Source organism: Psychrobacter sp. Choline-02u-9, from assembly GCF_002836505.1.
Taxonomy (GTDB): Bacteria; Pseudomonadota; Gammaproteobacteria; order Pseudomonadales; family Moraxellaceae; genus Psychrobacter.
This window is the reverse complement of record NZ_PJBF01000047.1, coordinates 55421-80497: the sequence shown is the minus strand read 5'-3', so window position 1 is coordinate 80497 and position 25077 is coordinate 55421. Positions and strand designations below refer to the sequence as shown.

Annotated in this window: 24 protein-coding genes; 15 read left to right on the top strand and 9 right to left on the bottom strand. The window is 43.9% G+C overall.

The genetic code is table 11. The features are described 5' to 3' along the window. The coding region (locus CXF69_RS14325; protein ID WP_157822727.1) for a hypothetical protein at window positions 1-443 on the top strand (443 nt) is incomplete at its 5' end. Between the two features lie 204 nt (window positions 444-647). Here the strand turns inward: CXF69_RS14325 and CXF69_RS06410 are convergent. Both CXF69_RS06410 and rsmA read right to left on the bottom strand, forming a co-directional pair. After that, window positions 648-1484, bottom strand: coding sequence for a symmetrical bis(5'-nucleosyl)-tetraphosphatase (locus CXF69_RS06410; RefSeq protein ID WP_101205014.1), 837 nt, complete (start codon window positions 1482-1484; stop codon window positions 648-650). Between the two features lie 141 nt (window positions 1485-1625). Beyond that, window positions 1626-2489 (bottom strand): 16S rRNA (adenine(1518)-N(6)/adenine(1519)-N(6))-dimethyltransferase RsmA, encoded by an 864-nt coding sequence (gene rsmA / locus CXF69_RS06405; protein WP_101205015.1) that lies wholly within the window; start codon window positions 2487-2489, stop codon window positions 1626-1628. Window positions 2490-3009: 520 nt separating this feature from the next. On the opposite strand from rsmA, the gene CXF69_RS06400 reads away from it, so the two are divergent. Next, the gene (locus CXF69_RS06400; protein WP_101205016.1) at window positions 3010-3789 is read left to right on the top strand and encodes a transglutaminase-like domain-containing protein; all 780 of its coding nucleotides are present in this window, start codon (window positions 3010-3012) and stop codon (window positions 3787-3789) included. A gap of 161 nt (window positions 3790-3950) precedes the next feature. On the opposite strand, the gene pdxA is transcribed toward CXF69_RS06400, so the two are convergent. Next, window positions 3951-5051, bottom strand: a complete 1101-nt coding sequence (gene pdxA / locus CXF69_RS06395) for a 4-hydroxythreonine-4-phosphate dehydrogenase PdxA (RefSeq protein WP_101205017.1) — start codon at window positions 5049-5051, stop codon at window positions 3951-3953. Window positions 5052-5348: 297 nt separating this feature from the next. Here pdxA and dnaB point away from each other — a divergent pair, with 297 nt between their 5' ends. The 3 genes from dnaB (at window position 5349) to argF (ending at window position 9284) form a co-directional block, all read left to right on the top strand. Next, window positions 5349-6752, top strand: coding sequence for a replicative DNA helicase (dnaB, locus tag CXF69_RS06390; protein WP_057760393.1), 1404 nt, complete (start codon window positions 5349-5351; stop codon window positions 6750-6752). Between the two features lie 284 nt (window positions 6753-7036). Beyond that, window positions 7037-8143, top strand: coding sequence for an alanine racemase (alr, locus tag CXF69_RS06385; RefSeq protein ID WP_101205018.1), 1107 nt, complete (start codon window positions 7037-7039; stop codon window positions 8141-8143). Between the two features lie 217 nt (window positions 8144-8360). After that, entirely contained in the window at window positions 8361-9284 is a 924-nt protein-coding gene (gene argF, locus CXF69_RS06380) for an ornithine carbamoyltransferase (RefSeq protein WP_057760398.1), read from the top strand. A 136-nt stretch (window positions 9285-9420) separates the two neighbouring features. Here argF and rpiA read toward each other — a convergent pair whose 3' ends face one another. After that, window positions 9421-10080 (bottom strand): ribose-5-phosphate isomerase RpiA, encoded by a 660-nt coding sequence (rpiA, locus tag CXF69_RS06375; protein ID WP_057760400.1) that lies wholly within the window; start codon window positions 10078-10080, stop codon window positions 9421-9423. Window positions 10081-10387: 307 nt separating this feature from the next. Between rpiA and ilvA the strand changes: the two genes are divergently transcribed. The 7 genes from ilvA (at window position 10388) to CXF69_RS06340 (ending at window position 16846) form a co-directional block, all read left to right on the top strand. Then, the gene (gene ilvA / locus CXF69_RS06370; RefSeq protein ID WP_101205019.1) at window positions 10388-11941 is read left to right on the top strand and encodes a threonine ammonia-lyase, biosynthetic; all 1554 of its coding nucleotides are present in this window, start codon (window positions 10388-10390) and stop codon (window positions 11939-11941) included. Window positions 11942-12185: 244 nt separating this feature from the next. Continuing rightward, the gene (locus CXF69_RS06365; RefSeq protein ID WP_057760405.1) at window positions 12186-12614 is read left to right on the top strand and encodes an RNA-binding S4 domain-containing protein; all 429 of its coding nucleotides are present in this window, start codon (window positions 12186-12188) and stop codon (window positions 12612-12614) included. Between the two features lie 207 nt (window positions 12615-12821). Further along, window positions 12822-13319 (top strand): low molecular weight protein-tyrosine-phosphatase, encoded by a 498-nt coding sequence (locus tag CXF69_RS06360; protein WP_101205020.1) that lies wholly within the window; start codon window positions 12822-12824, stop codon window positions 13317-13319. A 315-nt stretch (window positions 13320-13634) separates the two neighbouring features. Then, window positions 13635-14675 carry a UDP-N-acetylmuramate dehydrogenase gene (gene murB, locus CXF69_RS06355; RefSeq protein ID WP_257020010.1) on the top strand — a complete coding sequence of 347 codons (1041 nt, stop codon included), beginning with the start codon at window positions 13635-13637 and terminating at the stop codon, window positions 14673-14675. Between the two features lie 49 nt (window positions 14676-14724). Next, a complete protein-coding gene (locus CXF69_RS06350) occupies window positions 14725-15453 on the top strand; it encodes a YdcF family protein (RefSeq protein ID WP_227522909.1) in 729 nt (242 codons plus the stop codon). A 115-nt stretch (window positions 15454-15568) separates the two neighbouring features. Next, window positions 15569-15844, top strand: coding sequence for a cbb3-type cytochrome oxidase assembly protein CcoS (gene ccoS, locus CXF69_RS14495; protein ID WP_227522910.1), 276 nt, complete (start codon window positions 15569-15571; stop codon window positions 15842-15844). Window positions 15845-15943: 99 nt separating this feature from the next. Continuing rightward, the gene (locus CXF69_RS06340) at window positions 15944-16846 is read left to right on the top strand and encodes a sulfite exporter TauE/SafE family protein (RefSeq protein WP_101205023.1); all 903 of its coding nucleotides are present in this window, start codon (window positions 15944-15946) and stop codon (window positions 16844-16846) included. 113 nt (window positions 16847-16959) lie between these two features. On the opposite strand, the gene CXF69_RS06335 is transcribed toward CXF69_RS06340, so the two are convergent. Both CXF69_RS06335 and CXF69_RS06330 read right to left on the bottom strand, forming a co-directional pair. Next, window positions 16960-18114, bottom strand: coding sequence for a DEAD/DEAH box helicase (locus CXF69_RS06335; protein WP_101205024.1), 1155 nt, complete (start codon window positions 18112-18114; stop codon window positions 16960-16962). A 290-nt stretch (window positions 18115-18404) separates the two neighbouring features. Next, entirely contained in the window at window positions 18405-18620 is a 216-nt protein-coding gene (locus CXF69_RS06330) for a cold-shock protein (protein WP_057760416.1), read from the bottom strand. 445 nt (window positions 18621-19065) lie between these two features. Between CXF69_RS06330 and aroQ the strand changes: the two genes are divergently transcribed. Both aroQ and CXF69_RS06320 read left to right on the top strand, forming a co-directional pair. Further along, on the top strand, window positions 19066-19602 hold the full coding sequence (gene aroQ / locus CXF69_RS06325) for a type II 3-dehydroquinate dehydratase (RefSeq protein ID WP_101205025.1): 537 nt from the start codon (window positions 19066-19068) through the stop codon (window positions 19600-19602). A gap of 123 nt (window positions 19603-19725) precedes the next feature. After that, window positions 19726-21027 (top strand): ABC1 kinase family protein, encoded by a 1302-nt coding sequence (locus tag CXF69_RS06320; RefSeq protein ID WP_101205026.1) that lies wholly within the window; start codon window positions 19726-19728, stop codon window positions 21025-21027. A gap of 41 nt (window positions 21028-21068) precedes the next feature. On the opposite strand, the gene CXF69_RS06315 is transcribed toward CXF69_RS06320, so the two are convergent. After that, complete coding sequence (locus CXF69_RS06315) at window positions 21069-21899, bottom strand: ion transporter (RefSeq protein ID WP_057760421.1); 831 nt, start codon at window positions 21897-21899, stop codon at window positions 21069-21071. Between the two features lie 317 nt (window positions 21900-22216). Here CXF69_RS06315 and CXF69_RS06310 point away from each other — a divergent pair, with 317 nt between their 5' ends. Further along, on the top strand, window positions 22217-22966 hold the full coding sequence (locus CXF69_RS06310) for a YebC/PmpR family DNA-binding transcriptional regulator (protein WP_101205027.1): 750 nt from the start codon (window positions 22217-22219) through the stop codon (window positions 22964-22966). Window positions 22967-23045: 79 nt separating this feature from the next. Here CXF69_RS06310 and CXF69_RS06305 read toward each other — a convergent pair whose 3' ends face one another. Beyond that, window positions 23046-23612, bottom strand: a complete 567-nt coding sequence (locus CXF69_RS06305; protein WP_101205028.1) for a methylated-DNA--[protein]-cysteine S-methyltransferase — start codon at window positions 23610-23612, stop codon at window positions 23046-23048. A 54-nt stretch (window positions 23613-23666) separates the two neighbouring features. Then, window positions 23667-24578, bottom strand: a complete 912-nt coding sequence (ftsY, locus tag CXF69_RS06300) for a signal recognition particle-docking protein FtsY (RefSeq protein ID WP_227526712.1) — start codon at window positions 24576-24578, stop codon at window positions 23667-23669. Window positions 24579-25077 lie beyond the last annotated feature (499 nt).

Genomic DNA, 25077 nt, shown 5'->3' with positions numbered 1-25077 from the left:
CAGATATCGAAAGTATGGTAAATACTGGCGGTAGCAATGCTCGTAGTATAATGTCATTCGATGAAGCGGAAGACTCTTCTAATGATGCTTACAGCACAAGTGACGACTTTATTGATATGAGCTCATTGGGTGGTAATATTGATATGTATCATGGTAACAATGCTGCTTTAGCCTTCAATAATACAGACGCTACTATCCAGATGATTACCTTTGTAGATTCAGAGCAAATAAAGCTACCTAAAATTGATGACTTACTTGATGTAAATAATAATGAATTAGTGTTTGAAAGCGCTGATGTAGTGAGTGCAAATACAGCTAATGAGACTGCTACTAAAGTATTTAATGTAGCCTCTGAGCCGTCAACAGCCGTAGATTTCACTATAGGGCAAGTGCAAGCGCTTAATGATAATATGCAAACAGAAGCGATGTTCCATATTATATAAGGCTCTGTTGTATACCGTACTCAATATTTTAAAAACGGGCGATGAAATTCATTGCCCGATTTTTGTTTGAAGCATACTCTATTGGAACCAGTTATTTCACTCAATAAACCTATTAATAGACTACTTAAAACAGACTGGTATAATGGAACTACTTATAACAGACTGTTTATTTAGCCTTGTATATTAAGACGCTTATAACCCTCTTTATGGACTCGGGCACTGTGCGCTTGAGGTTATTACCTTGCCGTCACCCAATCTATAAGCCAATAGATAATTACCCCACACGCAGCCACCGTCGAGTGCGCGCGCATGTGGCAAATCAATTTCGCCTTTTAGCGCAGCCCAATGTCCAAATAGTATCTTACGAGTGCGCGGTACTTGCCACTCAAACCAAGGCAAAAAATCGGTTGGCATAGCCTCATCTAAACCCGCTGAAAAGCTAAACTCAAGTAACCCGTCCTGCTTACACAAGCGCATACGCGTAAAGTAATTAGCAATTGCACGCATCTTGGTAAATCCTTCGATACCTGCATGCCATTCATCCGCTTCTTTGCTATATAGATTCGGCAGCAATTGATCGAGCTGATTCAAATTACTTTGCAGCTGAGCTTCTAATTGCTGTGCGTATCCTGCAGCGGCTTCAATACTCCAATGCGGTGGAATCCCTGCATGTACTAGCACCGTGTGCTCATCAGGATAGGCTAATATCGGCTGCCTACGTAACCATTCGAGCAACTCATCACAGTCATCCGCAGCAAAGATAGGTGCCGTTTTGTCTTTATTTTTAAGCTTGGCGGCCCCGCGCCAGACTGCTATCAAATTAAGATCATGATTGCCCAATACCGTTGCCGCAGCGCCTTGCTCACACAACGCTTTGACATGACGCAGCGTGTTCAATGAGTCCTCGCCGCGTGCTACCAAATCACCAGCAAACCATAATTTGTCTTGGGCAGGATCGAAATCCAGTGTTTTTAGCAATTGTAGATACGCAGCATAGCAACCCTGCAAGTCACCGATAACATACTGATGGCGAAAACTCATAACACCTCAACGATTTAAACACGATAGTTAAAGACAGCTCGATAAGAAATAAATACTTAAGTACTGGTCATAAAAATAAAGCATAAAAAACCGCCATTATAATTGACGGTTAGTAGCATGCTTTTATGTATCAAAAATACACTATACGTCTAGCTGTTGTGAATGATTGCTTAGGTTCACAAAGTCTGTGACGCTCAAGGTCTCAGGACGTGCCTGCGGATCAATACCACAAGCCTCAAAATCGTCTTCGCTCAATGTCGGCAGCAACGTTGATTTTTTGAAGATAGCACGTAGCGTCTTGCGACGATGGTTAAAAGTCTCACGTACGACAATAGCAAAGTGCTCTTCATCATTTGCGACTACTGGTTTGTTAATATGCGGCGTCAGACGGAACACGGCACTGGTCACCTTTGGTGGTGGATTAAACGCACCGCGAGGAACGGTTAGCAAATAATCTGTATCACAGTGGTATTGCATGATGACCGATAAGCGGCCATAAGTCTTGCTACCCACGTCGGCTGTGATACGCTCGACCACTTCTTTTTGTAACATAAAATGCATGTCTTGAATCACATCGGCATAGCGAAGCAGATGAAATAAGATAGGCGTTGAGATGTTATACGGTAGGTTGCCCACTACGCGCAGCTTACCGCGCTCTTCACTATATAGCTCACGGTAGTCCACATGCATCGCATTGTCTTTGATAATCTCAAAGTTTGGATGGCTATTGGCACCGATACGAATACGCAAGCTATCTGCCAAATCACGATCTAGCTCCACCACTGTCATTGCATCCACTTCTGCCAATAACGGCTCGGTCAATGCGCCCATACCAGGCCCAATCTCGATCAAATTGTCATCGCGCTCTAGACGAATACTTTCGACGATTTCGCGAATGACGCTAGTATCATGCAAGAAATTTTGGCCAAAGCGCTTACGCGGCTGATGTTTGGCAGCACGTAAGCTGTTAGAAATAGTTTGAGCATCAAATGAAGTTTTGGACATAAAAGAGTCTTAATGTATAAAAGATAAATGGGCGATGATAATGTAATGGCAGCGATATACTGACTTTATAATGGTGAATTATACCACAGCTCATAATTAGGCTGTGTTTTTGAATAATTATTATCGATAGACGAGCCATGCTTTCGAGTAACCGACCCGGTAACTTTTTACCTCTACATCCATTTAATATAAACTCTGATTATGCTAAATGGCAGCGTCAAACCAAGCGCTAGCAGACAGAAACAAGTCCAAAGATAAAGTCATCATAACAATCGCGGCGTAAAACTAAATCGATAATTAATCGATTTTTAACACTTCTTGGGTTTAATAAAGCCCCACTGCATAACGCAATTGGTTATGTTTCACCTTTTGAGTTTGAAAAGCGCTATTATGATAATTTAACCCTGTCAGGCATTGCTGTCTGACTCCAGTAAAGTAAGCCAGTCTCTGATATAGTCGAGGCGGTTCAGCCCTACGCGATCGTCAGCCCGCCAGATAAATACCCTTAGGGAATTCACATATGATCCTGAAACTTAACGTCACCCTCCATTATCGACTCTCAGAGCCAATGGATCTTTTGCTTCAGATTGAAGCTGCTGATCTTGCGGATCAGCGGGTGCGTTCGACCGAGATTTGGACATCAGACGTTGCGCATTTTTCACGGGTCGCCGCCGATGATGGTATAGGAGAACGGATTTGGATTCACGCTGAAGGGGATTTTAGCTGCACTTATCTCGCAGAAATCGCCGTTGACCGTCCTGCCTTAGACATATCGGCACTGTCCCAAACGCCCCTGCACCTTTTGCCCGGAGAGACAATCAGGCATTTGATGCCGTCTCACTATTGCCCTTCAGAACAGTTCCATGCCTTCGTGGACGCCGAGTTTGGCAATCTCGCTGGCGGCGCACGGATTGCCGCGATGCGCGACTGGATCGAGTCGGCATTCAGCTATGTACCCGGATCGAGCCATGCACAAACCACCGCGCTCGACAGCTTTGCTCAACGTCAGGGCGTATGCCGCGACTTTGCGCATGTTCTCGTAACCCTAGCGCGCGCGTCGTCGATACCAGCTAGGTTTGTGAGCGTTTATGCGCCCGATGTGACACCACAAGACTTTCATGCCGTGGCCGAGGTCTATCTTGAAGGAAGTTGGCACCTCATTGATCCAACGGGTATGGCAGGTGCCGATACGATGGCCCGCATCGGTGTTGGGTCCGATGCGTCAAACGTCGCGTTCTTAACCTCGTTCGGATCCATGGAGCTGATCAACCAATCGGTATCCGTGACCAGACAAGCTTAGGGTCCTGATCCTAGGCTTTCGAGCCTGTGTTTAACACAGATGCTGTTCCTCATGCACGATAAAAGCTTTACTACATCGTCTTAAGTGGTTGCCTTTTTAGATAGACATTGCTAATTCTAACGTTGCCAAATACTGCGTGATAAATATCTATAAGCACTGATTTATACAGCAGGTACATCGATAAGTGACTTATCAGCCATCTCGTTTGCCATATTTAGTGCTTGATATAGACTGGTCGCACTCGCCCCGCCGCGTCCCGCCAAGTCTAGCGCCGTACCATGATCGACAGAGGTACGAATATAAGGCAAGCCCAAGGTTAAATTGACAGTATCACCAAAACCGTGCGATTTTAATACTGGTAAACCTTGGTCGTGATACATGGCAATGACCGCATCACAGTTTGCTAAATGTCTGGTGGTAAATAACGTATCGGCAGGCATCGCCTCTGATATATTGACACCTGCATCGATGAATTCTTGCAACACGGGATTGATAATCTCAATCTCCTCACTTCCCAAGTGCCCGCCCTCGCCTGCATGTGGATTGAGGCCGCAGACCAAGATACGAGGCTGCGTGAGACCAAACTTCTCTCGCATATCATCAATCACAATTTGTACAGTTTGGCGTACGTTATCCGTAGTAATCGCAGCAGGGATGTCCTTCAATGGCAAATGCGTAGTGACAAGCGCGACTTTCATCGCTTGATTGGCCAGCATCATGACGACTTTTTCACAGCCACTTTGCTGCATAAAAAATTCAGTATGACCACTAAACATGGTGCCGTCTAACAGCTTGATACCAGCATCTATCAACGCTGATTTTTGCAATGGCCCAGTGACGATGGCAGCGACTGTATTATTTATTGCCAGTTTATGAGCAATATCTAACTGCTGAGCCACCATCGCTGAGTTAGCGATATTGATTTGCCCGCAGACAACTGGTGCCGCACAAGGAATATTCAGTAGGATAAAAGCGCTATCAGCATCTATATCTTGCTGCGATATCTGCTCTACCAAGTTAACATCGAAATTATCGGTATTTATATCTGTATTGATAGTATGCCAACTAGGTATAATTTTGAGAACGCCAGCCGCGACCAACTCCTCTGCGCGAGTTTGCATCGCTTTAGCATCAGCAGTCACCCAAATTGGCCGAGCAAAATCTTGCAACTTACCCTCTGCTGCTAGTCCTAGTACTACGTCCATGCCAATACCTGCAGGCTCACCTGTCGTGATTAATAGCGGGCGCTTTTCTTCTGTCATAACAATAGCCTTTTTTATTTAAATTACTGATTTTATTATATTTATAATTATTGTTCTAAATTTTTATACTTAGATATTGTATGGTATCTCTTACTTCATAAAAAACAATCACTTCAGATTTAGTGCTTTATCAAGTCTAAAAAACCACATTATGTGTTAAACTTTCGCATCTGATTGTAGCATTTACAGACAAACCTGAGACCGCGTTTTGGTACTTCTATCGTAGAGGCGCGCTACGTTTGTATTGCTCTATCATCGACATCCTTTTTCATACCCATTTTAACTCATTAGGCACTCATGGCAGAAAACGACAAAACCGACGACTTACTCAATCAGACACCGCCGCACAATATTGATATTGAAAAGGCATTGCTCGCGTCTTTGATGAGTATCGAAGAGGCGTACGACAAGATTGCCGATATTGTCACCAAAGATGACTTTTATGCTGGGCGACATCAATACATTTTTGATGCCATTGCTCATTTGGCGGCAGTGAATGAGCCTTATGACACGGTCATGGTACACGACTGGTTAGAAGCGCAGAAATTACTCAAAGGTGCAGGTGGTGACAGTTATTTGGCTGATATTTTGAGCCAAAGTCCTGCGACTTTGTTTAACCTGACTGCCTACGCCCAGCGCGTGCGTGAACTATCAACCCTACGCCAGCTGATTACCACTGGTAATGACATGCTGACGCTTGCCTATAATCCAAAAGACCAAAGCGTTAGCGACATTCTAGACAATGTGGAAGGTAAGATATTTAGTATCAATGAGCAGCATAATAAACGCGCGGAACAGCGCGGACCTGTTGGTATTACCTCTGTCTTGACCAATGTTATCGATAAGATTCAAGAGCTAAAATCTAATCCCGATGGCATGATTGGTTTGCAGACGCCATTTGCCGAGCTGAATAACAAAACCCAAGGTCTACAAGCGGGTGATTTGATTATTGTTGCTGCGCGTCCTTCGATGGGTAAAACCACTTTTGCGATGAACTTGGCAGAAGGGATCTTGTTTAATGAAGATTTGCCAGTCGTCGTATTTTCGATGGAGATGCCTGCCGAATCTATCGTCATGCGTCTGCTGTCCTCATGGGGCGCGATTAACCAGACGCATCTGCGTTCTGGGCAAATGAATGAAGATGAATGGGCAAAGATGATGAACGCTATTCAACATCTGCAATCGAAGCATTTATATATTGATGACAGTACCGCCCTACCGCCGTCTGAGATGCGTTCTCGCTGCCGCCGTATTGCCAAAAACCATGACGGTCGCTTGGGTGCTATCGTAGTCGATTATCTTCAGCTGATGAAAGTACCCAGCTTAGATGGTAACCGTGTTGGCGAGATTTCTGAGATTTCTCGTAGTCTAAAAGCACTAGCACGTGAGCTTGAATGTCCCGTGATTGCATTGTCACAGCTTAACCGTAGTCTAGAAAACCGTCCAAATAAACGCCCTATCATGTCAGATCTACGTGAATCTGGTGCGATTGAGCAGGATGCCGATTTGATTATGTTCATCTATCGTGATGAGGTTTATAATGAAAACTCGGACCACAAAGGCGTGGCGGAAATCATTATTGGTAAACAACGTAACGGCCCTATCGGTACTATTCGTCTAGGCTTCGAAGGTCAATTTACCCGCTTTATCAATCTAACGCCAGAGTACTACCAAGGCGTCAGTTTTGAGAATGATGAGTAATTAACCTTATAAAATTTGATTCTGACAAAGACTAAGCCTTATATAGACTCAGTTTCAATTATAGGTTAATGAATAATTTTACATAACCAGTTTTTAATACAATAGCCAGTACCGCATCAACTCAATCGATGCAGTACTGGCTTTATATAGTCAAGTCTATATAAAGCCGCTACAGCGTCATCCTCGCTAAGCATACTAATGTATAACTTGCACTCGGTTTCCTTGTATCGAAATTATATTGAACTGACTATAACTTCATAATTCTACTCATAAAGAAGGCGATTATGCGCACTATCACCATAAAACCAAAAGCCCTTACTCATAACCTAAATCAAGTAAAAAAGCGTGCACCCCAGTCTAAGGTATTGGCTATGGTCAAATCCAATGCTTACGGGCATGGCGTGGCGGCAGTCTTGCCAGCCCTGCAGCAAGCAGATGGTATCGGTGTCGCGACTTTAACCGAAGCGCTAGAAGCTAGAGAGTTAGGTTGGGAGAAAACCATCGGTCTAGTAGAAGGTGCGTTTACCGCTGATGAGTGGCAGCAAGCGATTGATCATGAGATTAGCTGCGTGATTCACCACGGACCACAGCTAGAATGGGCCTTGCAAAATATCCCGCCAGCTGGCAGTGCAACCAGAGTGGCTTGGCTCAAATACAATACAGGTATGAACCGTTTGGGTTTTAACGCTGAGGGAGTGCTATCAGCAGCAAAACGCCTACATGAAGCGGGTTATCAGCTGATCCTAGCCACGCACTTCGCCAATGCCGATGACCACGATCATCCATTAAATGCGATGCAGATTGAGCGCTTCTCAAGCGTACTAGCGACTTTGAAAGATACCATTGGCCCAGATATCCAAGGCTCATTATGCAACTCTGCTGGTATCGTCAACTTTCCAGAACATCATTATGATTGGGTACGTCCAGGCATTATCTTGTACGGTAGCTCACCTGTCGTCGATAAAAGTGCACAAGAACTAGACTTGCAGCCCGCGATGGATTTCAGTGCTCAAATCATTGCTCTACAAACCGTTAGCGCCAATGATACAATCGGCTATGGTAGCCGCTGGCGTGCGCAGCAAGACACCAGAACGGCGTTGGTCAGCGTTGGATATGGCGATGGCTACCCACGTGTGGTCACTGACGATGCGTATGTCATTGTCATGGATGCTAACGACAGCCAAAGCTACCGCTGCCCAGTGATTGGGCGCGTGGCTATGGATATGATTGTTATTGATATCAGTAGCGCACCTGAGAGTCTTGCTATAGATAGCAAGGTCATGCTATGGGGCGATGCGCCGCGTGTCGATGAAGTCGCAGGTCATGCTGGGACGATTAGCTATGAGCTGTTATGTCGCCTTAGCATACGTCCAAACCGTACACAGGCATAATCATTAGCGGTACAGTCATTAGCGTACAAGGTATCTTGGCTTGCTAAGGAGATTTCGGTCTATTTGGCAAGCCATTTGATCTTGATAAAAATGAACGTTTACATTGAAAGTAAATACGCTATACTAAAAGTTTGTTGTCAACCCAGTATACGCACTGACGCGATGCTATTGAAGACTGATGACGTTTCACTGACTGCGATCGACTGCTAGGATTACTATGAGTTTGCGCCATTTTTTAACCTTATCTGATTTAACCAAACAAGAACTAGAAAACTTAATCAAACGCGCAAGCGAATTGCGTAAGATGCAACACGCAGGCGAGATATACCAGCCTTTTGTTGGTCGTACGCTTGGCATGATATTTGAAAAATCTTCAACGCGTACCCGTATCTCATTTGAGACGGGCATGGGTCAATTTGGTGGTAACGCCATATTTTTATCACCAAACGATACGCAGCTCGGTCGCGGCGAGCCATTAGAAGATTCAGCACGCGTGATTTCTAGCATGGTTGATATCATCATGATTCGTACCTTTGGGCACGAAAAAGTTGAAACTTTTGCTGAATACTCAAGCGTACCGATTATCAATGCATTGACCGATGACTACCATCCATGCCAGTTGCTTGCTGATATGCAGACTTATTACGAGCATCGCGGTAGTATCGAAAATAAAATCGTCACTTGGGTCGGTGATGGCAACAATATGTGCTCGTCATTTATGCAAGCTGCCAATCAGTTTGGTTTTGAACTACGCGTGGCAGCGCCTTATGGGTTCGAGCCTGATCCGAAACTTATGGAGCGCTTTTCACACTGCGTCAGTCTGGTAGAAAACGTACAAGATGCGGCAAAAGATTCTAACTTAATTGTCACTGATGTGTGGGCAAGTATGGGTCAAGAGTCAGAGCAAAACACACGTGCACGTCGTTTTGCGCCTTATCAAGTGACGCCGTCTCTATTAGACAAAGCTGACCCTGAAGTGGTGTTTATGCATTGCTTGCCAGCCCATCGTGGCGAGGAAATCTCTCATGACATGCTTAATGACCCGCGCTCTGTCGTATGGGACGAAGCTGAAAACCGCTTACATGCACAGAAAGCATTGATGGAGTTTTTACTTAAAGACAAAATCAAGTTACCTGCATAACTTAGGCTATTCTATAAAAAGACAGTGAGATCAATAGTAAGATAACTTGCTAATAAACTCCTAAATAAGTTCCCAAATAAAAAAGCCGTCCAGATCTGGACGGCTTTTTTATTTATACAAATGATTTGATCATAGATTAACGCGTGAGCGTTGTCACACCATTAGCACCTGCTTTTAATAGAACATCCGCTTGGTTTGCTGCAAAGATACCATTACATACCACACCTACGATATTATTTAGCTCTTTTTCGAGCGCGATTGGATTACTCACATCCAAGTCATAGGTGTCTAAAATGACATTACCATAATCAGTGACAAAGTCTTCACGGTATACGGGTTCACCGCCCAATTTGGCCAATTGGCGAGCCACATACGAGCGTGCTTGTGGCAATACTTCAATCGGTACTGGAAACGCGCGACCTAAGATATCAACGCTTTTGCTATCATCGACCATACAGACGAACTTATTTGAAGCTGCAGCCACAATCTTTTCGCGAGTCAATGCACCGCCGCCGCCTTTGATAAGTTGCAAGTGCTCATTGACTTCATCAGCACCATCGATATAAACATCCAATGTACCAGCAAAGTTTAAATCGACTATTTCGATACCAAGCGCACGAAGTTTGTCTTCTGTCACCTGTGAGCTAGCGACAGCGCCAGCAAGCTTCAATTGTGGCAACAACTCAATCAAACAGTTGACCGTACTACCTGTCCCTACCCCAAGTATCATATCGTCTTCGATATAGCTTAGAGCAGCTTTGGCCGCGGCTTGCTTTTGTGCTTGCTGATCACTCATCATAAATCCTTGGAAAATAAACGTATGGTCTTAAAAACAGTAAAAGGCTAAAACAGATAAAATGCGCGGCTATTATAACCGATGATATTAACGGATGTTAGCGCATCATGACGCTAATTTGTGAGTCCTATCGTGCCTACACTAAGACTTAACTTCGGCAAATACCTGCACTTCATGTAAATTCAAGTACGAAATCCCAAGAAAACTGCAATTGAGTCTTGCAAGATACTAAAAATCGGCATAGGCTAATCTATTTCGTTTTTATATTCATTTATACTTTTTATATTCACTCTGTTTAGGGATTACTATGCTGTCACACTGGGTACGAGCCATCTTACAAGCCACCGTCTATGACGTTGCTATTCAAACACCACTTGAAACGGCACCCAAGCTGACCCAACGTTTTGCCAATGACATTCGATTTAAGCGTGAAGACTTACAACCAGTCAAATCATTTAAATTGCGCGGTGCCTATAACCGTATCAGTCAGTTAAGCGATGAGCAAAAAGCACGCGGCGTGATTTGTGCTTCAGCAGGTAATCATGCGCAAGGCGTGGCTTACTCTGCACGCAAATTATCACTAAATAACATCATCGTTATGCCAACCACGACTCCTGACATCAAAGTGGATGCGGTAAGAGCACTTGGTGGCAATGTAGATCTGCACGGTGATAGTTTTGATCAAGCAAACCGCTATGCGATTGACCGCGCTGAACGCGAAGGACTGACCTTTATTCCGCCTTATGACGATGAACTGGTCATCGCAGGACAAGGTACCATCGGTCTTGAGCTGACCCAGCAGTGGCGTAATATGGACTATGTATTCGTTGCCGTTGGTGGTGGTGGTCTGATTTCAGGTGTGGCCGCATTTTTAGGTGAAGTGGCACCACATGTCAAAGTGATTGCGGTAGAAGCCGAGCAGTCAGCTTGTCTAAAAGCAGCACTTGAAACAGGTGAACGTGTCAAACTTGAGCAAGTAGGATTGTTCGTCGATGGGGTGGCAGTCGCGCAGATTGGTGAATTGCCTTTTGATGTCGTCCGTACGCAAAAAAGCGATAACTCAGGCCCTATCGTTGAGCCTGAAGTGATCACTTGTACCAATGATGAAGTGTGTGCGGCTGTCAAAGATATCTTTGAAGAGAATCGCAGTATCGTTGAGCCTGCTGGCGCGTTGTCAGTCGCTGGTATGAAAAAATATATCGAAGCCAATAATATTCAAGATAAAAACTGCGTCGGTATCATTTGCGGTGCCAATATGAATTTTGACCGCCTGCGTTATATCGCTGAGCGTACCGAAATCGGTGAGAAAAAAGAAGCCATCTTTGGGGTTACTATTCCTGAACAAACAGGCGCTTTTTTGAACTTCTGTCGCAGTCTACATGGCCGTAACATCACAGAGTTTAACTACCGTGCTGACAGCAAAAAGTCACCAGACTCAATGGAGCCTGCCTCAATCTTCGTAGGTATCGCTTTAAAAGAAGGCGAAAAAGAGCGTCAAACCATCAGTAACCAATTGTCAGACGATGGCTACACTGCTCACGACCTGACTGATGATGATATCGCCAAATCACATATTCGTCATTTGATTGGTGGTCATGCTCATGTCGAAAACGAACAATTGCTACAAGTAGTATTCCCAGAACGTCCAGGCGCATTGCTAACGTTCTTAGAAAAATTGGGTGATGACTTCAATATTACTTTATTCCATTACCGCAACCATGGTGCTGCTGAAGGTCGTGTGCTGGTTGGCCTGCAAGCCTCTGAAGGTAACTCTCGTCAGCTACAAGACGCGCTTTTAGATATTGGTTATGACTGTGCCACGGTCAATGACAACATTGGCTATCAGTTGTTTTTAAGATAACCTCTTAAGAGTATGTTCCTAAGATGAATAACAAAAGCGGCTTCTCTTATGATTAGCCGCTTTTTGCATCATATAACCCGATACTAGGGAATGTCCCTATTTTAAAAATGGTGATAAACGTTTGAACTGGGAACACGTCCTAAGCACTACAATCACAAAAATACATTTGCAAATAGTAAAGTTGCCCTAATATTATTTATATAAAACTATGATTTAATATAAAAACGAATGCAGAGTGACTCTTATGAAGAAAAATGCTAATGCTGATGATAATAACCAAGGTTTGGTGAAAATCCGTCTCGATAAATGGCTTTGGGCAGCTAGGTTTTATCGTACACGCACCCTAGCCAAACAAGCGATTGAAAGTGGACGCGTGCACTATGCTGGTAGCCGGGTAAAAACCAGTAAAGAGATTTCAGTCGGAGATGAGCTAACCATTCGTCAAGGCTCAGCGACCGCTATGACTGAAAAGACTGTCGTTGTTGAGGCGCTATCTGCACAGCGTGGCAATGCGACCGCCGCTGAGGTACTATATTCAGAGACCAAAGAAAGCGAGACGCGCCGTGCTTACTATGCCGAACAGCGCAAACTGGCCAACCTTGCTCGTCCTGACAACAAACCCAACAAAAAAGAGCGACGCGATCTACAGCGTTTTAAAAGTAATCAAGATTAAAACCGTTTCACTATCTCACCTTTTGGCCATGCATCATATGGCCAAATTTCCATTGTTAAATGACGCTATTGTTTAGTCTCTATCCTTGCCATTCCAAGCATTAAGCGTTACGCTAGCAGCTGATTCAATCGATTGCATGCTAATAAAAGCCGCATTAACAATGCTGGTCTCTTATAGCATGTTTTTTTTGTTATAGAAGGTCATATTATGCTGATGAAAGCCTGTACTCCCTCGTCTGTATTATTGGTATGTTTGGGAAATATCTGCCGCTCCCCTACTGCTGAAGAAGTTTTTCGTCAGCAAGCAGCGATTGCTGGACTATCTATAAAAGTAGACTCAGCAGGCACCAGTGATTGGCACGTTGGCAGTGCGCCTGATGCTCGCTCACAACGTCATGCTAAGTCACACGGCTATAAAATTAATAAGCTGGTCGCTCGTCAAGTCAGTACCAGTGATTTTCATGATTTTGATTTAATCTTAGCCATGGATTCACAGAATCTAGCTGATCTACAAGCTATTAAAGACAGCATTGCAGAGTCAGAAGATAATTTAGCAACACTAGCGCTGTTCAGTGAAGAAGACCCTACCTATTGCGGTAGCGATGTGCCAGATCCATATAAGGGCGATAACGATGATTTCGAAGAAGTGATCGAGCGTATCGAATCAAGCGCCCAAGCTTGGATAGAAAGCTGGAAAGCCTGCTAGCCATACCGTCTATATTTCTGCTACTCTTGCATCCGGTATCCTCTATAATAAGGTTAATCTTCTATAAAAGAGCTACAGCGTTAACCTCGCTTGAAGTATCACAGTTACGTCTGCACTCAGTTGCTTTGTATCTCTTTTAAATTGAAACAACTATAACTACCTTATCATTTATTATCCTTTTGCCACATAGGCTATGTTATGACCCAAGCTTCACGCCTTGACCACAGTACTCAGTCTACCATCAGCTCTGATGTTTCGAATGTTTCAGCGACTGCCGTAGTTAATGATTCAATCGATTTGTCACATGATAATACTATGGCATTGGCTTGTGTTGCTGACTCTGTAGTGACATTAGAGAATGAAGCGCAGCTTGATGATTTTATGGCAGCTTATATAGAGGATACAGCAGACAAGCTACCACTGTTTGTACTGTCTGGCGGTAGCAATGTTTTATTGCCTGCCGCGTTGAAGGCTATAGTATTGCAGCCAAAGATGCGTGGTATTCATCTGACCAATCAAACCGACAATTATGTTGATATCGAGGTAATGGCTGGTGAGAACTGGCATGATTTGGTCGTACATACGGTCAATCAAGGTTGGTATGGATTGGAAAACCTTGCACTAATACCGGGCCTGACGGGCGCAGCACCCATACAAAATATCGGTGCATACGGCGTACAATTAGAAGACCGCTTACAGTATGTACGCGCCTATCATTTGCCGACACAAACTTGGCACCATTTATCAGCTGCCGATTGTCAATTTGGCTATCGTGACAGTATCTTTAAACGCACACCAAACACATGGCTTATTAGTCGTGTGGGTTTCAGATTACATACTGATCCTGCCAATATTCTAGCCAGTTATGGCGATGTACAGACTGTGGCGCAGCGCTATGCAGAGCAACAAGGGCGCGAGCAAGCGATGCCTCATGATGTTATGCAAGCCATTATAGATATTAGACAACAAAAACTGCCAGACCCAAAACAGCTACCTAATTGTGGCAGTTTTTTTCAAAACCCTATTATCGCTCAGGAGCAGTTCACAGCGCTGCAAACAACTTATCCAGCTATCGTTGGTTATGCGATGCCTGATGCAACGATAAAAGTTGCTGCAGGTTGGCTCATTGAACAAGCAGGGTTAAAAGGCGGCGGCATTGCACCTATTTTTACACACAAGCAGCAAGCACTAGTACTGACCAACCATACGCCTCAGCAAGCCACGCAAGAAGATGTAGCCATAGCGCAGAAACATATCGCTGCTACTGTCTATGAAAAATTTGCCATTCAATTGTCACGTGAGCCAGTCTGGGTAAATGCTGATGGCTCAATTGGATATGCTGAGCATGTGGCCTAAAAAATCATGGTCTAAGCGGCTATTATCTAAACGATTATGGCGATATTACTTGCGGTTTTCTGAACGCATGGTGACGCTTTTTCGCATTATCAATATTACTTTTATACTAGGCTCCACGTCTGTCATTTTAGTGATTATTAGCCTATTTACTCCGCTGTTTTCGCAAGCAATCGTTTATATCTTTTCTCTATTGCCACTACCTGATATGCCTTCTGCTGCCATGAGCTCACCGCCTACTGCCTATGTAGTCTTAGGCGGCGGTCTGACCAACGACCACAACAACCAAATTATCCTAAATCGTTATAGTCTCAATCGCGCCCGTACCGCTGCAGGCGCTTACCATGACTTACCTCTACCGATCGTACTGAGTGGTGCTGAAGCTCCATGGCTCGGTCAATGGTTGATGGAACACGGTATCGACGGACTGATCAGTGAAAATGCCAGCATGAATACATGTGAAAACGCCCGTTTTACAGCCAAACGCATTCCGCTACGCCATGTATATTTGATTACTGACAGCTATCATATGGCACGTGCACGCAGACAGTTTGCCTTAAACGGTATCAATAGCACACCACTTCCTGCGCCACTGCCAGTAAGACGCGACTGGATGAAGCCTGCGTACAATTTAAGTCACTCAAGGCGCGCTGTCTATGAGGTCGCAGCCTACCTGCGCGATGTGATACGTCCACAGATGGACTGCCGCCATGCCAAAGATGTGACTTCACAGCAGCTATTGACCCCAAGAGGCAGTGTTGCAAAAAACTCTGACGAATAAACGTTAAAGATATATACGATACCATTGAGAAACTCATCCTAAATGCTACCGAACATCCACTACATTTGTGATGGGTGTATAATAATAAGAGACACTGCTATTTAAGAGATTTGCCATGCTCAGTATATTTTTATTAATTCCATTAAGTCTCATGCTGTTTGTGGTTGCTATTTGGGCGGTGCGTTATGCGGTCAAGTCAAATCAATTCGAAGATCTGGACAATGCATCACAGCGTATTATATTGGATGACCGTCAAGAACGCAGGCAAACCATGCAAGCTCATGAGCGCGCGGTGCAGTCTCGGCATTCTGCAAATACCGAGCCGTCAGATGATAACGTTGATAAAGATGCGCTCGTTCGTACTGATGTAGAGAAAAATCCAAAAATTTAACCTTTATCCTCTTCTCTGTTCATCGTGTAATGATGAGCTTTCGTTAGATAATAATCGTGTCTATAGATACGGCCTTTATGACTTTTAGGAGATGCATCCATGACCATGGCTTTACTTGTTGCGGCATTACTGATGGGGTTTTTTGGCTCGCCGCATTGTTTGGGTATGTGTGGCGGTCTTGTGACGGCATTTGGTCTGTCTATGAAAGATGTCAGCCCTACTAAACGCCGCGCGCTGGTGGCCACCTATCATCTTGGCCGTCTAACCAGTTATGCATTATTGGGTTTGGTCGCAGGACTTATTGGTGTCACGGTACTGGCGCCATTGATGCAGGGCAACAGCATGCCGCGCATCTTGTTAGGACTGGTACTAGTATTTGTCGGTGTAACGATGCTTGGCGCGCCGTTTTTGACCAAGCTTGAGCGTTTTGGCATGCGCTTTTGGCAATACCTTAGCCCGCTGCGTCAAAAGGTATTTCCGCTCAATACTTTTCCGCGCGCACTAACAGCAGGTTTGCTTTGGGGCTTTTTGCCTTGCGGTTTGGTATACGGCGCTCTACTGATTGCTGTCGTCGCTCACAACCCATTAAGCGGTGCCGCATTGATGTTCGTGTTCGGCTTGGGAACCATACCGATGCTAGTTGCAACGCACGAGACAGTTGGCTGGTTACGTGACAAGATTGGTCGTTTTCGCTTAAGGCAGTTAAATGGTGCGGTGATGGTACTTTCAGGTTTGGCAGTTGCTGTCGTTCCTATGGTCATGGCAAATATGCATGGCGGGCATGGTGGTGGACACGCACAGATGGATCATAGTAGCCACTCTACTATGATGTCTGAGACAGATGCTCATGACATGGATCAGATGAATCACGATATGACGCCAGCTATGAATCACGATATGACGCCAGCTATGGATCATGATATGCAAGACACGGATAACCATATGGATCATAGCATGCACGATATGGGCGATGACGCCACCTCCATGCATCATGCTCAATAATTTCTAACACATAATTTGAGTACTGCGTTCACTTTACCAAGCGTACAAAAACCCCTTAATATCAAAAATGATATTAAGGGGTTTATTGGTTAAATGATATCCATTTATAATAATTATTCCTGCCACTGTTCAAGCGTAAACTTGGTCTCTAAATGCTTCTCTAATGCTGGTATATTAAATGCGTCATCTTCACTGACAAAGCTAATGCTAATGCCTGTTTGCCCAGCGCGTCCCGTACGACCAATACGGTGGACATAATCATCTGGTTGATCCGGCAGGGTATAGTTGACCACATGACTGATATCATCGACATGGATACCGCGCCCTGCAACATCTGTCGCCACTAGAATAGAAGCATGACCATCCTTAAATCGCTGTAAGTATTTCTCACGTTTTTGCTGAATCACATCACCTGAGAGCATGACAATCTTATGTGCTTGGCGCAGTTTATGATAGAGACGCTTAACTTGATCTTTGCGATTGGCGAATACAATGACCTTTTCAACAGCCTCATCACTAATAATACGCTGTAGGGCTTCGAGTTTTTGATCTTCTGTCAGCAAATAAAAATGCTGATCAACCAATTCGCTGGTTTTGTGTTCTGGCTCGATTTCCACAAACTGCGGCTCATGCAACCAGCGATACGCCAAATTCATAACATCTTGGTTAAAGGTTGCAGAAAACAACAAGCTTTGGCGATCGGTATTGGCAGGCATTCGACCAACTAGGCGCTTGATATCAGGAATGAATCCCATATCTAACATACGATCGGCTTCATCGAGTACCAGTACCTCTACTCTATCTAGATACACCATACCTTTATTAGCAAGATCAATTAAACGGCCTGGCGTCGCTACCAAGATATCAACGTATTGACGTTCAAGCTCGTGTTGCTGAGTTTCATAGTTAGTACCGCCCATAATACAGACGCTATGTAGCGAGGTATATTTGGTTAATGCAATGCAGTCATCAAATATTTGCTGAGCCAGTTCGCGAGTTGGCGCCATGACCACAGCGCGCGGCTCACCAAGATAGCGCTCTTCGTCATTGGCAAATGGACGCTTAAGCAAGGCTTCCATAATAGTCAGTAGAAAGGTCGCTGTTTTCCCTGTGCCCGTTTGTGCTTGTCCGATGGCATCTTGATGTGCCAATGTATGCGGTAGTATCTTTGCTTGAATGGGTGTCAATTCAGTAAAGCCTAAATCACTTACTGCACGCAAGGTCGCTGTTGAAAGTGGCAAATCAGTAAACGTTGTAAAATTGCTCAAAAAAATATCCTTTTAAATAAATTGCTCGTATTTTATTAATTATAAATAGGTTCAAAATCAACCTTTATAGTATCAAATGCAGCATTTAAACCGTAATCAGTAAAAGTAGCCTTATCGAGTCTGTGGAAAACCATCAGACATATAGGCATAAAAAAAGCCAAGCCCAAATCCAATCCTACCAAATATGCTGCAGTTCACTCAACATAGGTAAGATAAGATGGGCTTGACTCAGTAGTATATCAGTAGTTTGTACAGACATTATAACTAAACCGCTTTAATGTCTGAGTAAATTACTCTTCTATCTTTCTGACTTCTTCAGCTTGCAGACCTTTGTCACCTTCTACTACGCTGAACTCAACTTTTTCGCCATCTTTTAGAGAACGATAGCCATCACCCTGAATCGCGCGGAAATGGACAAAAATATCTTCTCCGCTGTCACGTTGAATGAAACCAAAGCCTTTTGAGTCATTAAACCACTTAACGATACCTTGCTCACGAGCTGACATAATATTACTTCCTAAAAAAGTCCGCTTAGCCCTAGCTTCCTTTGCGACATTGCATATAAACAGGGTCTAAGATTATGAAATCAAAAATTAAGAGTATTACTACTCTACTTACCATCGTCTATGTAGTACTTCAATTACCTACATAGTGCTTACATAACGAATTCGCTAAACGCGCTTATTGTCATGAAATTTGATGATAGCAACAAACTTGCAATATTTATTGCATAAAAAATATCATAGCACGGGTTTTTAGCAACATAAAGACTTTTAATATGCTTTTTGATATCTAAATAATTTTTTAGACAAATTTTTATAACCTAGCTATCAAGCTGTTATGATAAAGAGCAAAATGCGTTGAAGCCATTTTAGCTTAACGCCGCGCACCTTAGATTATTCTTATACTATAATAAATTATTAACATTGCTCAATAGTTACCGAGACCATTATGACCTCCTCTACTCCGTCAAAAACAGTCGAACAATCGACTAACGAAAGCTCCAATCAATTACTGACTCATAAATTACTACTGGTAAACGGCGTAAATCTGAATTTACTAGGTAAGCGGGAACCGCATATTTATGGTCATACGACACTTGCTGATATAGAGAAACAGTTAATAGAGCGCGCCGCACACCACGGTATAGAGTTAATATGCATACAGTCCAACCATGAAGGTAAGCTAGTAGACGACATTCAGCATCATGGATTATTGGCGGATAAATCTGCTCAAGTCGATGCTATCATCATCAATCCAGCTGCATTTACGCATACGTCAGTGGCTCTGCGCGACGCGCTATTGGCCACCCAAAAGCCATTTATAGAAGTACATTTATCCAATGTTCATGCCCGTGAGCCTTTCCGTCATCATTCATATCTAAGTGACGTTGCGGTCGGAGTCATTTGCGGCTTGGGACAATTAGGCTATCAAATGGCGCTTGATTACTGGTTGAGTAATATGTATGCAGTTGACACAAATAAATGATATGACTGTGCTTACTATTTTATAAATAATTGCTCGCGTCTTCACACATTAGTCAAACAGTAATCTTGCAATTAAAATAATAGAATTACGACTGAGCAAACAACCCATTATACGGTGACATGAATGGCAAAATCGTCCGGAAAACGCTTTATGAAACTCGCTGGCATGACAGCGAGTATTGCTGGCAAAGCCGCCAAAAACTCATTTAAGCACCTCTCAAGTGACGAAGAAAAACGTCTGCAAGCTCGCTCAGATCTGATGCAAGACGTGGGCGTTCAAATTGCCGAGACATTGGGTGAGATGAAAGGCGCAGTAATGAAGGTCGGACAGATTGCTTCACAATATAAGGACGTGTTCCCGCCTGAGGTTGCTTCAGCACTCGAAAAGTTACAGAAAGATGCGCCGCCAATGCCGTATGCGCAGATACGAGCCCAAGTTGAACGCGAACTGAAAGCGCCTATTTTAGAATTGTTTAGCGAGTTTGAAGAGACACCTTTTGCGGCAGCATCCATTGGGCAAGTGCACAAAGCGACGTTGCCATCGGGTCAAAAAGTGGTAGTCAAAGTCCAGTATCCTGATGTCGATGAAAACTGTGATAGCGATCTCAAACAAGTACGTATGGCATTAAAAATCGCTGGCGTGCTCAATATGAGTAAGCAACTACAAGAGCAGCTTTTTAATGAGATTCGCCAGAGTCTGCACGATGAATTGGACTATGTCAAAGAAGCTCATAACTTACGCGTATTCGGCGCTTTTCATGCAGAAGATGAAGGCCTTATTATTCCCAAAGTGATTAGTAGCCACTCTTCTAGACGGATTTTAACGTTGACCGAAGAGATGGGAGAAACATTGACTGTCGCTGCGACATGGGACAATGACATCAAACAAAAAATAGCAGAGCGTCTGTTTCACTTTACCGCAGGTCAGCTATTTGGCTTATACCGTATGCACTGTGACCCTCATCCAGGTAACTTCGCGTTCCGTCATGACGGTAGTGTCGTGGCATATGATTTTGGGGGTATCCGCAGTTATAGTGATAGCGAAGTGCAGCTATTTAAACGCTTTGTCAAACATGCACTAAAAGGTGACGTCACTGCACTTGAACAAGATCTGATTGCATTAGATATTCGCCGCGAAGATGACAAAAACATCCCTGGTGAGTTTTATGAAAAGTGGCTATCGATTGGTCTAAAGCCTTTATCCATTAGACCCTATCAAGAAGGCGAATTTGATTTTGGCAGCAGCCAAGTACATCACGAGGCCATTGCCCAGATGCGTACGTCTTTAAAGTACTTTGGTCAGTTTCAACCCTCAGCTACCACTATGATGCTAGACCGTACTGTATCAGGACAATACTGGAATCTGGTCAATCTAGGCGTCGAGATCGACCTGTCACCACTGGTTGATGAATACATCGATGCGTAGATTCGTAGTAGGTATGTTGACTACCACGATTAAATCTATTTTTAGATATGTAGCGCGTGTCCACAACGATCGCAAAAGTCTGCCCCTACTGCATGGCCGAATTTACCACAGTTTGGACAAGTCACCGGGTTGAGCTGCGGACGCATGTTACGTGCTAGCTCTGATGTGAAAATACCTGTTGGTACCGCAATAATCGAGTAACCTGTGATCATGACCATGGTTGCAATTGCTTGCCCAAGCGGTGTCTTGGGTGACATATCACCGTAGCCAACCGTAGTCATCGTGACAACTGCCCAGTAAATAGACAATGGAATACTGGTAAATCCATTCTCCGGCCCTTCTACCACATAAATAATTGAACCAAAGATGGTTACCAATAATACAAGCGATAAGAAAAAGACCGTAATTTTCTGCTGACTGGTTTTTAATGCAGACGCCAAGAACCCAGCCTGTTGCATATAGGCCTTGAGCTTAAGAACGCGGAACACACGTAAAATACGTAATACCCGTATCACGAGTAGATACTGTACGCCTACAAACATTAGGCTCAAATAACTTGGCAATACAGACAGTAAATCTACTATCCCAAAGAAACTAAAAGCATAGCGTAAGCGGTTGGGTGCTGAAAACAGTCTTAACGCATACTCAATAGTAAACAAAATAGTAAAAAACCACTCTGCATAAAAGAACAACGTGCCATACTGCAAACGCATATATAGCACACTATCAAGCATGACGACCGCCACACTGGCTAAAATTGCAATCAGCAATACAATATCAAAGAGCTTGCCCAGACGAGTATCTGTGCCTTCAATAATGATATGCGTACGGTTACGCAAGTGTGTAAGAGCTTCGGCGGTTGGTTGCTTCATAGAATCAGTACTTTATAAAATCAATGGCTTGATAGCACGCAATGACTTAAAATGTGATGGATAAGGGCAAGTTGGTCAAAATAGCTAAAACTGGTTTATAATATCGCTCACCTATCACAGTGAATACAATCTATAAGTTGCCACAGTGTAGCAAAAAAGCACTCTCAACAACATACAAATCGTTAACGTGCTAGTAGCGCTACTACCTCAAATAGACAAAGTAATGATAGTATAAAATCAGGCAATCAGATATCGAAGGTTGTTGTTGATCACTCTTTTTACCCATAAAAATAGTATGTAGAACTTAAGGATGTTATATGGCAGGCCATTCAAAATGGGCAAATATTAAACACCGCAAAGCCCGTCAGGATGCAGTAAGGGGTAAGATATTTACCAAGATTATTCGTGAAATCGTTTCAGCTGCCAAACAAGGCGATCCCGATCCTGACAAAAACCCACGCTTACGTGCCGTTATCGAAAAAGCCCTATCCGTCAATATGACGCGCGACACGATTAATCGTGCTGTCGATCGTGGTACAGGTGGCGGCGATAATGAGAATATGGAAGAAGTCAGTTACGAGGGTTATGGTGTTGGTGGTGTGGCTGTATTGGTCGAAACCATGACTGATAACCTTAACCGTACGGTCAGCGAAGTACGTCATGCTTTTACTAAGAATGATGGTAATCTTGGCACATCAGGCTCAGTGGCGTATCTATTCACCAAACGTGGCGAAATCACTTTCAACGATGTCAGCTTAGAAGATGAAGTCATGCTCGTTGCACTAGATGCGGGCGCCGTTGATATCGAAAATGATGGCGAAAGCTTGCTCGTTATCACTGAATGGGAAAGTTTCGGTCAAGTCCAAGATGCCCTTAATGCGGCTGGTCTTGTTTCTGACAACGCCGAGGTCACTATGTCACCATCTACCACGGCTGAGATCGACAATATCGATGATGCTGAAAAGATCATGAAGATGATTGATATGTTAGAAGATGCTGATGATGTGCAAGAAGTTTATACTAACGTGAACTTCTCTGCTGACGTCATGGCGCAGCTTGAAGCATAAACTTATTAATTGTTCAGTAAAAAGGGCCAGATACTAAAAGTATTTGGCCCTTTTTATTAAGACAGATTTGGACTCAGTTTTATGTCCAACTGCCTTCTAGCGCTAGTAAATACTCTTTTTTATCTAGCCCGCCTGTATAACCACCAAGCTTGCCGTCGCTCGCAATCACTCGATGACAAGGCACGATAATGCTAAAAGGATTTTTGCCATTGGCCTGCGCAACCGCACGGAATCCCTTTGGACTATTGACACGCTGCGCGAGCGTGGCATAGCTGATGGTTTCGCCATACTCAATACCTTGTAGTGCCTGCCATACTCTTTGCTGAAACTCAGTACCCATAGAGAAGTCTAAAGGCAAATCTAATATCTTACGTTTACCATCAGCATAATCTTTGAGTTGGAAAATCGTTTCTATTAATAATGCTTGAGCAGGCTCATTCATGCTTAGGCTATTTTTATCTATAAAAGTAAAGTCTTCGTCTGTCAGGCCATAGTACTTTTTAAGTTTGGGTACAGATTTTGAGCTATGCCATGAGTTACCTGCCAGCAGCCAGTTGGCTTCAACGAGCTTAGGCTGACCATGCCCATTGACACGAGCAATCAGTGTTAATCGATGTGACCCAAAGGCGGTTGTGGTAACTATCATAGCGTCTACTTCCCTATTCTTTTAAAAATGATTTACCAATTAAAACTGGCTCTCTTATTCTTTATCGTCGGTCTCGAACAAAGCGGCGACAAATTGCTTCGGACTAAAAGAACGCAAGTCATCAATCGACTCACCCACACCGATATAGCGGATAGGCACATCTGTCGTTTCGGCAATATTAAATACCACACCACCTTTAGCAGTACCGTCTAGCTTAGTAATAGTAATACCTGTCAGTGGCACAACTTTATTAAACAGTTCGACTTGGTTGATAGCATTTTGACCCGTGCCAGCATCCAGCACAATCATACCTTCATGCGGGGCACTTGGATCCGCTTTACGCATGACACGTACGACTTTCTCCAACTCTGCCATCAAATGTGTCTTGTTTTGCAGACGTCCCGCAGTATCGGCAATGAGTACATCAATATTTTTTGCTTTGGCTGACTGCATCGCATCAAAAATGACAGAAGCGCTGTCAGAACCATGACCTTGGGCTACCACTGGAATATGATTGCGCTCGCCCCAAATCTGTAGCTGCTCAGTAGCTGCCGCACGGAACGTATCACCCGCTGCCAGCATGACTGATTTGCCTTCACCTTGTAGGCGCTTGGCAAGCTTACCAATCGTTGTAGTTTTCCCTACGCCATTGACACCTACTACCAATATAACAAACGGCTTTTTGCTAGTATCAATCACCAATGGCTCAACTTTTGGTGTAAGGATATCAACCAACTCACTTTGCAATGCTTTATATAGAGAGTGTGCATAGATCAAGTCACCACGATCTGTCTGCTCGGTGAGGCTCTTGATGATACGGTTCGTCGCGTTGACGCCAATATCGGCTACCAATAGCTGATCTTCAACTTCTTCTAATAGCTCGTCATCAATCTCTTTACCACCGATTAAGATACTGACCATGCCTTCGGCTAAGTTTTTGCGTGACTTACTGAGGCCCGTTTTCATACGGTTGAACCAGCTGCCTTTCTTCTTATTTTCTTCAGTCTCTTGTGACTCTGTAGCAGGCTCTTTTGCAGTATCTGCCTGTACGTCGCTGTTAGCCACTGGGTTTACGCTTGGCGTATCACCTAACTGTTCTTGCAGCGGCATAGCGGGAATAGTTGACGCAGCATTTGATTGACCTGTAGCGCCTGTCTCTGTAGCGCTTGAAAAGCTTTCAGAATTACCTTTAGGGACATTATGCTCTTCTGTCATGACAATTGGCGTCGCCAAAGCAATATTTTCTGCAGCATCATTGCTAGAGACGTCCTGGTTTACCGTACTGTCCTTCTGTGGAGCAATACTCTCTGTTTCATCAATAATGGGCACAGATTGCACTGGTAGACTGGGTAAGGTAATATCATCGTCATCTAAGTCGTCAAGACCAGCATCAAGGTTAATGACTACGCGGTTGCTATTGTTTGGGTTGTTCATAAATTTGCCCTAAAAGTTATCACGATCAATT

Excerpts from the sequence above, each read along its gene's own strand:
- CXF69_RS06410 (WP_101205014.1), bottom strand. The coding sequence starts at position 1,484 with ATGAGTTTTCGCCATCAGTATGTTATCGGTGACTTGCAGGGTTGCTAT.
- rsmA (WP_101205015.1), bottom strand. The coding sequence starts at position 2,489 with ATGTCCAAAACTTCATTTGATGCTCAAACTATTTCTAACAGCTTACGT.
- CXF69_RS06400 (WP_101205016.1), top strand. The coding sequence starts at position 3,010 with ATGATCCTGAAACTTAACGTCACCCTCCATTATCGACTCTCAGAGCCA.
- pdxA (WP_101205017.1), bottom strand. The coding sequence starts at position 5,051 with ATGACAGAAGAAAAGCGCCCGCTATTAATCACGACAGGTGAGCCTGCA.
- dnaB (WP_057760393.1), top strand. The coding sequence starts at position 5,349 with ATGGCAGAAAACGACAAAACCGACGACTTACTCAATCAGACACCGCCG.
- alr (WP_101205018.1), top strand. The coding sequence starts at position 7,037 with ATGCGCACTATCACCATAAAACCAAAAGCCCTTACTCATAACCTAAAT.
- argF (WP_057760398.1), top strand. The coding sequence starts at position 8,361 with ATGAGTTTGCGCCATTTTTTAACCTTATCTGATTTAACCAAACAAGAA.
- rpiA (WP_057760400.1), bottom strand. The coding sequence starts at position 10,080 with ATGAGTGATCAGCAAGCACAAAAGCAAGCCGCGGCCAAAGCTGCTCTA.
- ilvA (WP_101205019.1), top strand. The coding sequence starts at position 10,388 with ATGCTGTCACACTGGGTACGAGCCATCTTACAAGCCACCGTCTATGAC.
- CXF69_RS06365 (WP_057760405.1), top strand. The coding sequence starts at position 12,186 with ATGAAGAAAAATGCTAATGCTGATGATAATAACCAAGGTTTGGTGAAA.
- CXF69_RS06360 (WP_101205020.1), top strand. The coding sequence starts at position 12,822 with ATGCTGATGAAAGCCTGTACTCCCTCGTCTGTATTATTGGTATGTTTG.
- murB (WP_257020010.1), top strand. The coding sequence starts at position 13,635 with ATGGCATTGGCTTGTGTTGCTGACTCTGTAGTGACATTAGAGAATGAA.
- ccoS (WP_227522910.1), top strand. The coding sequence starts at position 15,569 with ATGCTCAGTATATTTTTATTAATTCCATTAAGTCTCATGCTGTTTGTG.
- CXF69_RS06340 (WP_101205023.1), top strand. The coding sequence starts at position 15,944 with ATGACCATGGCTTTACTTGTTGCGGCATTACTGATGGGGTTTTTTGGC.
- CXF69_RS06330 (WP_057760416.1), bottom strand. The coding sequence starts at position 18,620 with ATGTCAGCTCGTGAGCAAGGTATCGTTAAGTGGTTTAATGACTCAAAA.
- aroQ (WP_101205025.1), top strand. The coding sequence starts at position 19,066 with ATGACCTCCTCTACTCCGTCAAAAACAGTCGAACAATCGACTAACGAA.
- CXF69_RS06320 (WP_101205026.1), top strand. The coding sequence starts at position 19,726 with ATGGCAAAATCGTCCGGAAAACGCTTTATGAAACTCGCTGGCATGACA.
- CXF69_RS06315 (WP_057760421.1), bottom strand. The coding sequence starts at position 21,899 with ATGAAGCAACCAACCGCCGAAGCTCTTACACACTTGCGTAACCGTACG.
- CXF69_RS06310 (WP_101205027.1), top strand. The coding sequence starts at position 22,217 with ATGGCAGGCCATTCAAAATGGGCAAATATTAAACACCGCAAAGCCCGT.
- CXF69_RS06305 (WP_101205028.1), bottom strand. The coding sequence starts at position 23,612 with ATGATAGTTACCACAACCGCCTTTGGGTCACATCGATTAACACTGATT.
- ftsY (WP_227526712.1), bottom strand. The coding sequence starts at position 24,578 with ATGAAAACGGGCCTCAGTAAGTCACGCAAAAACTTAGCCGAAGGCATG.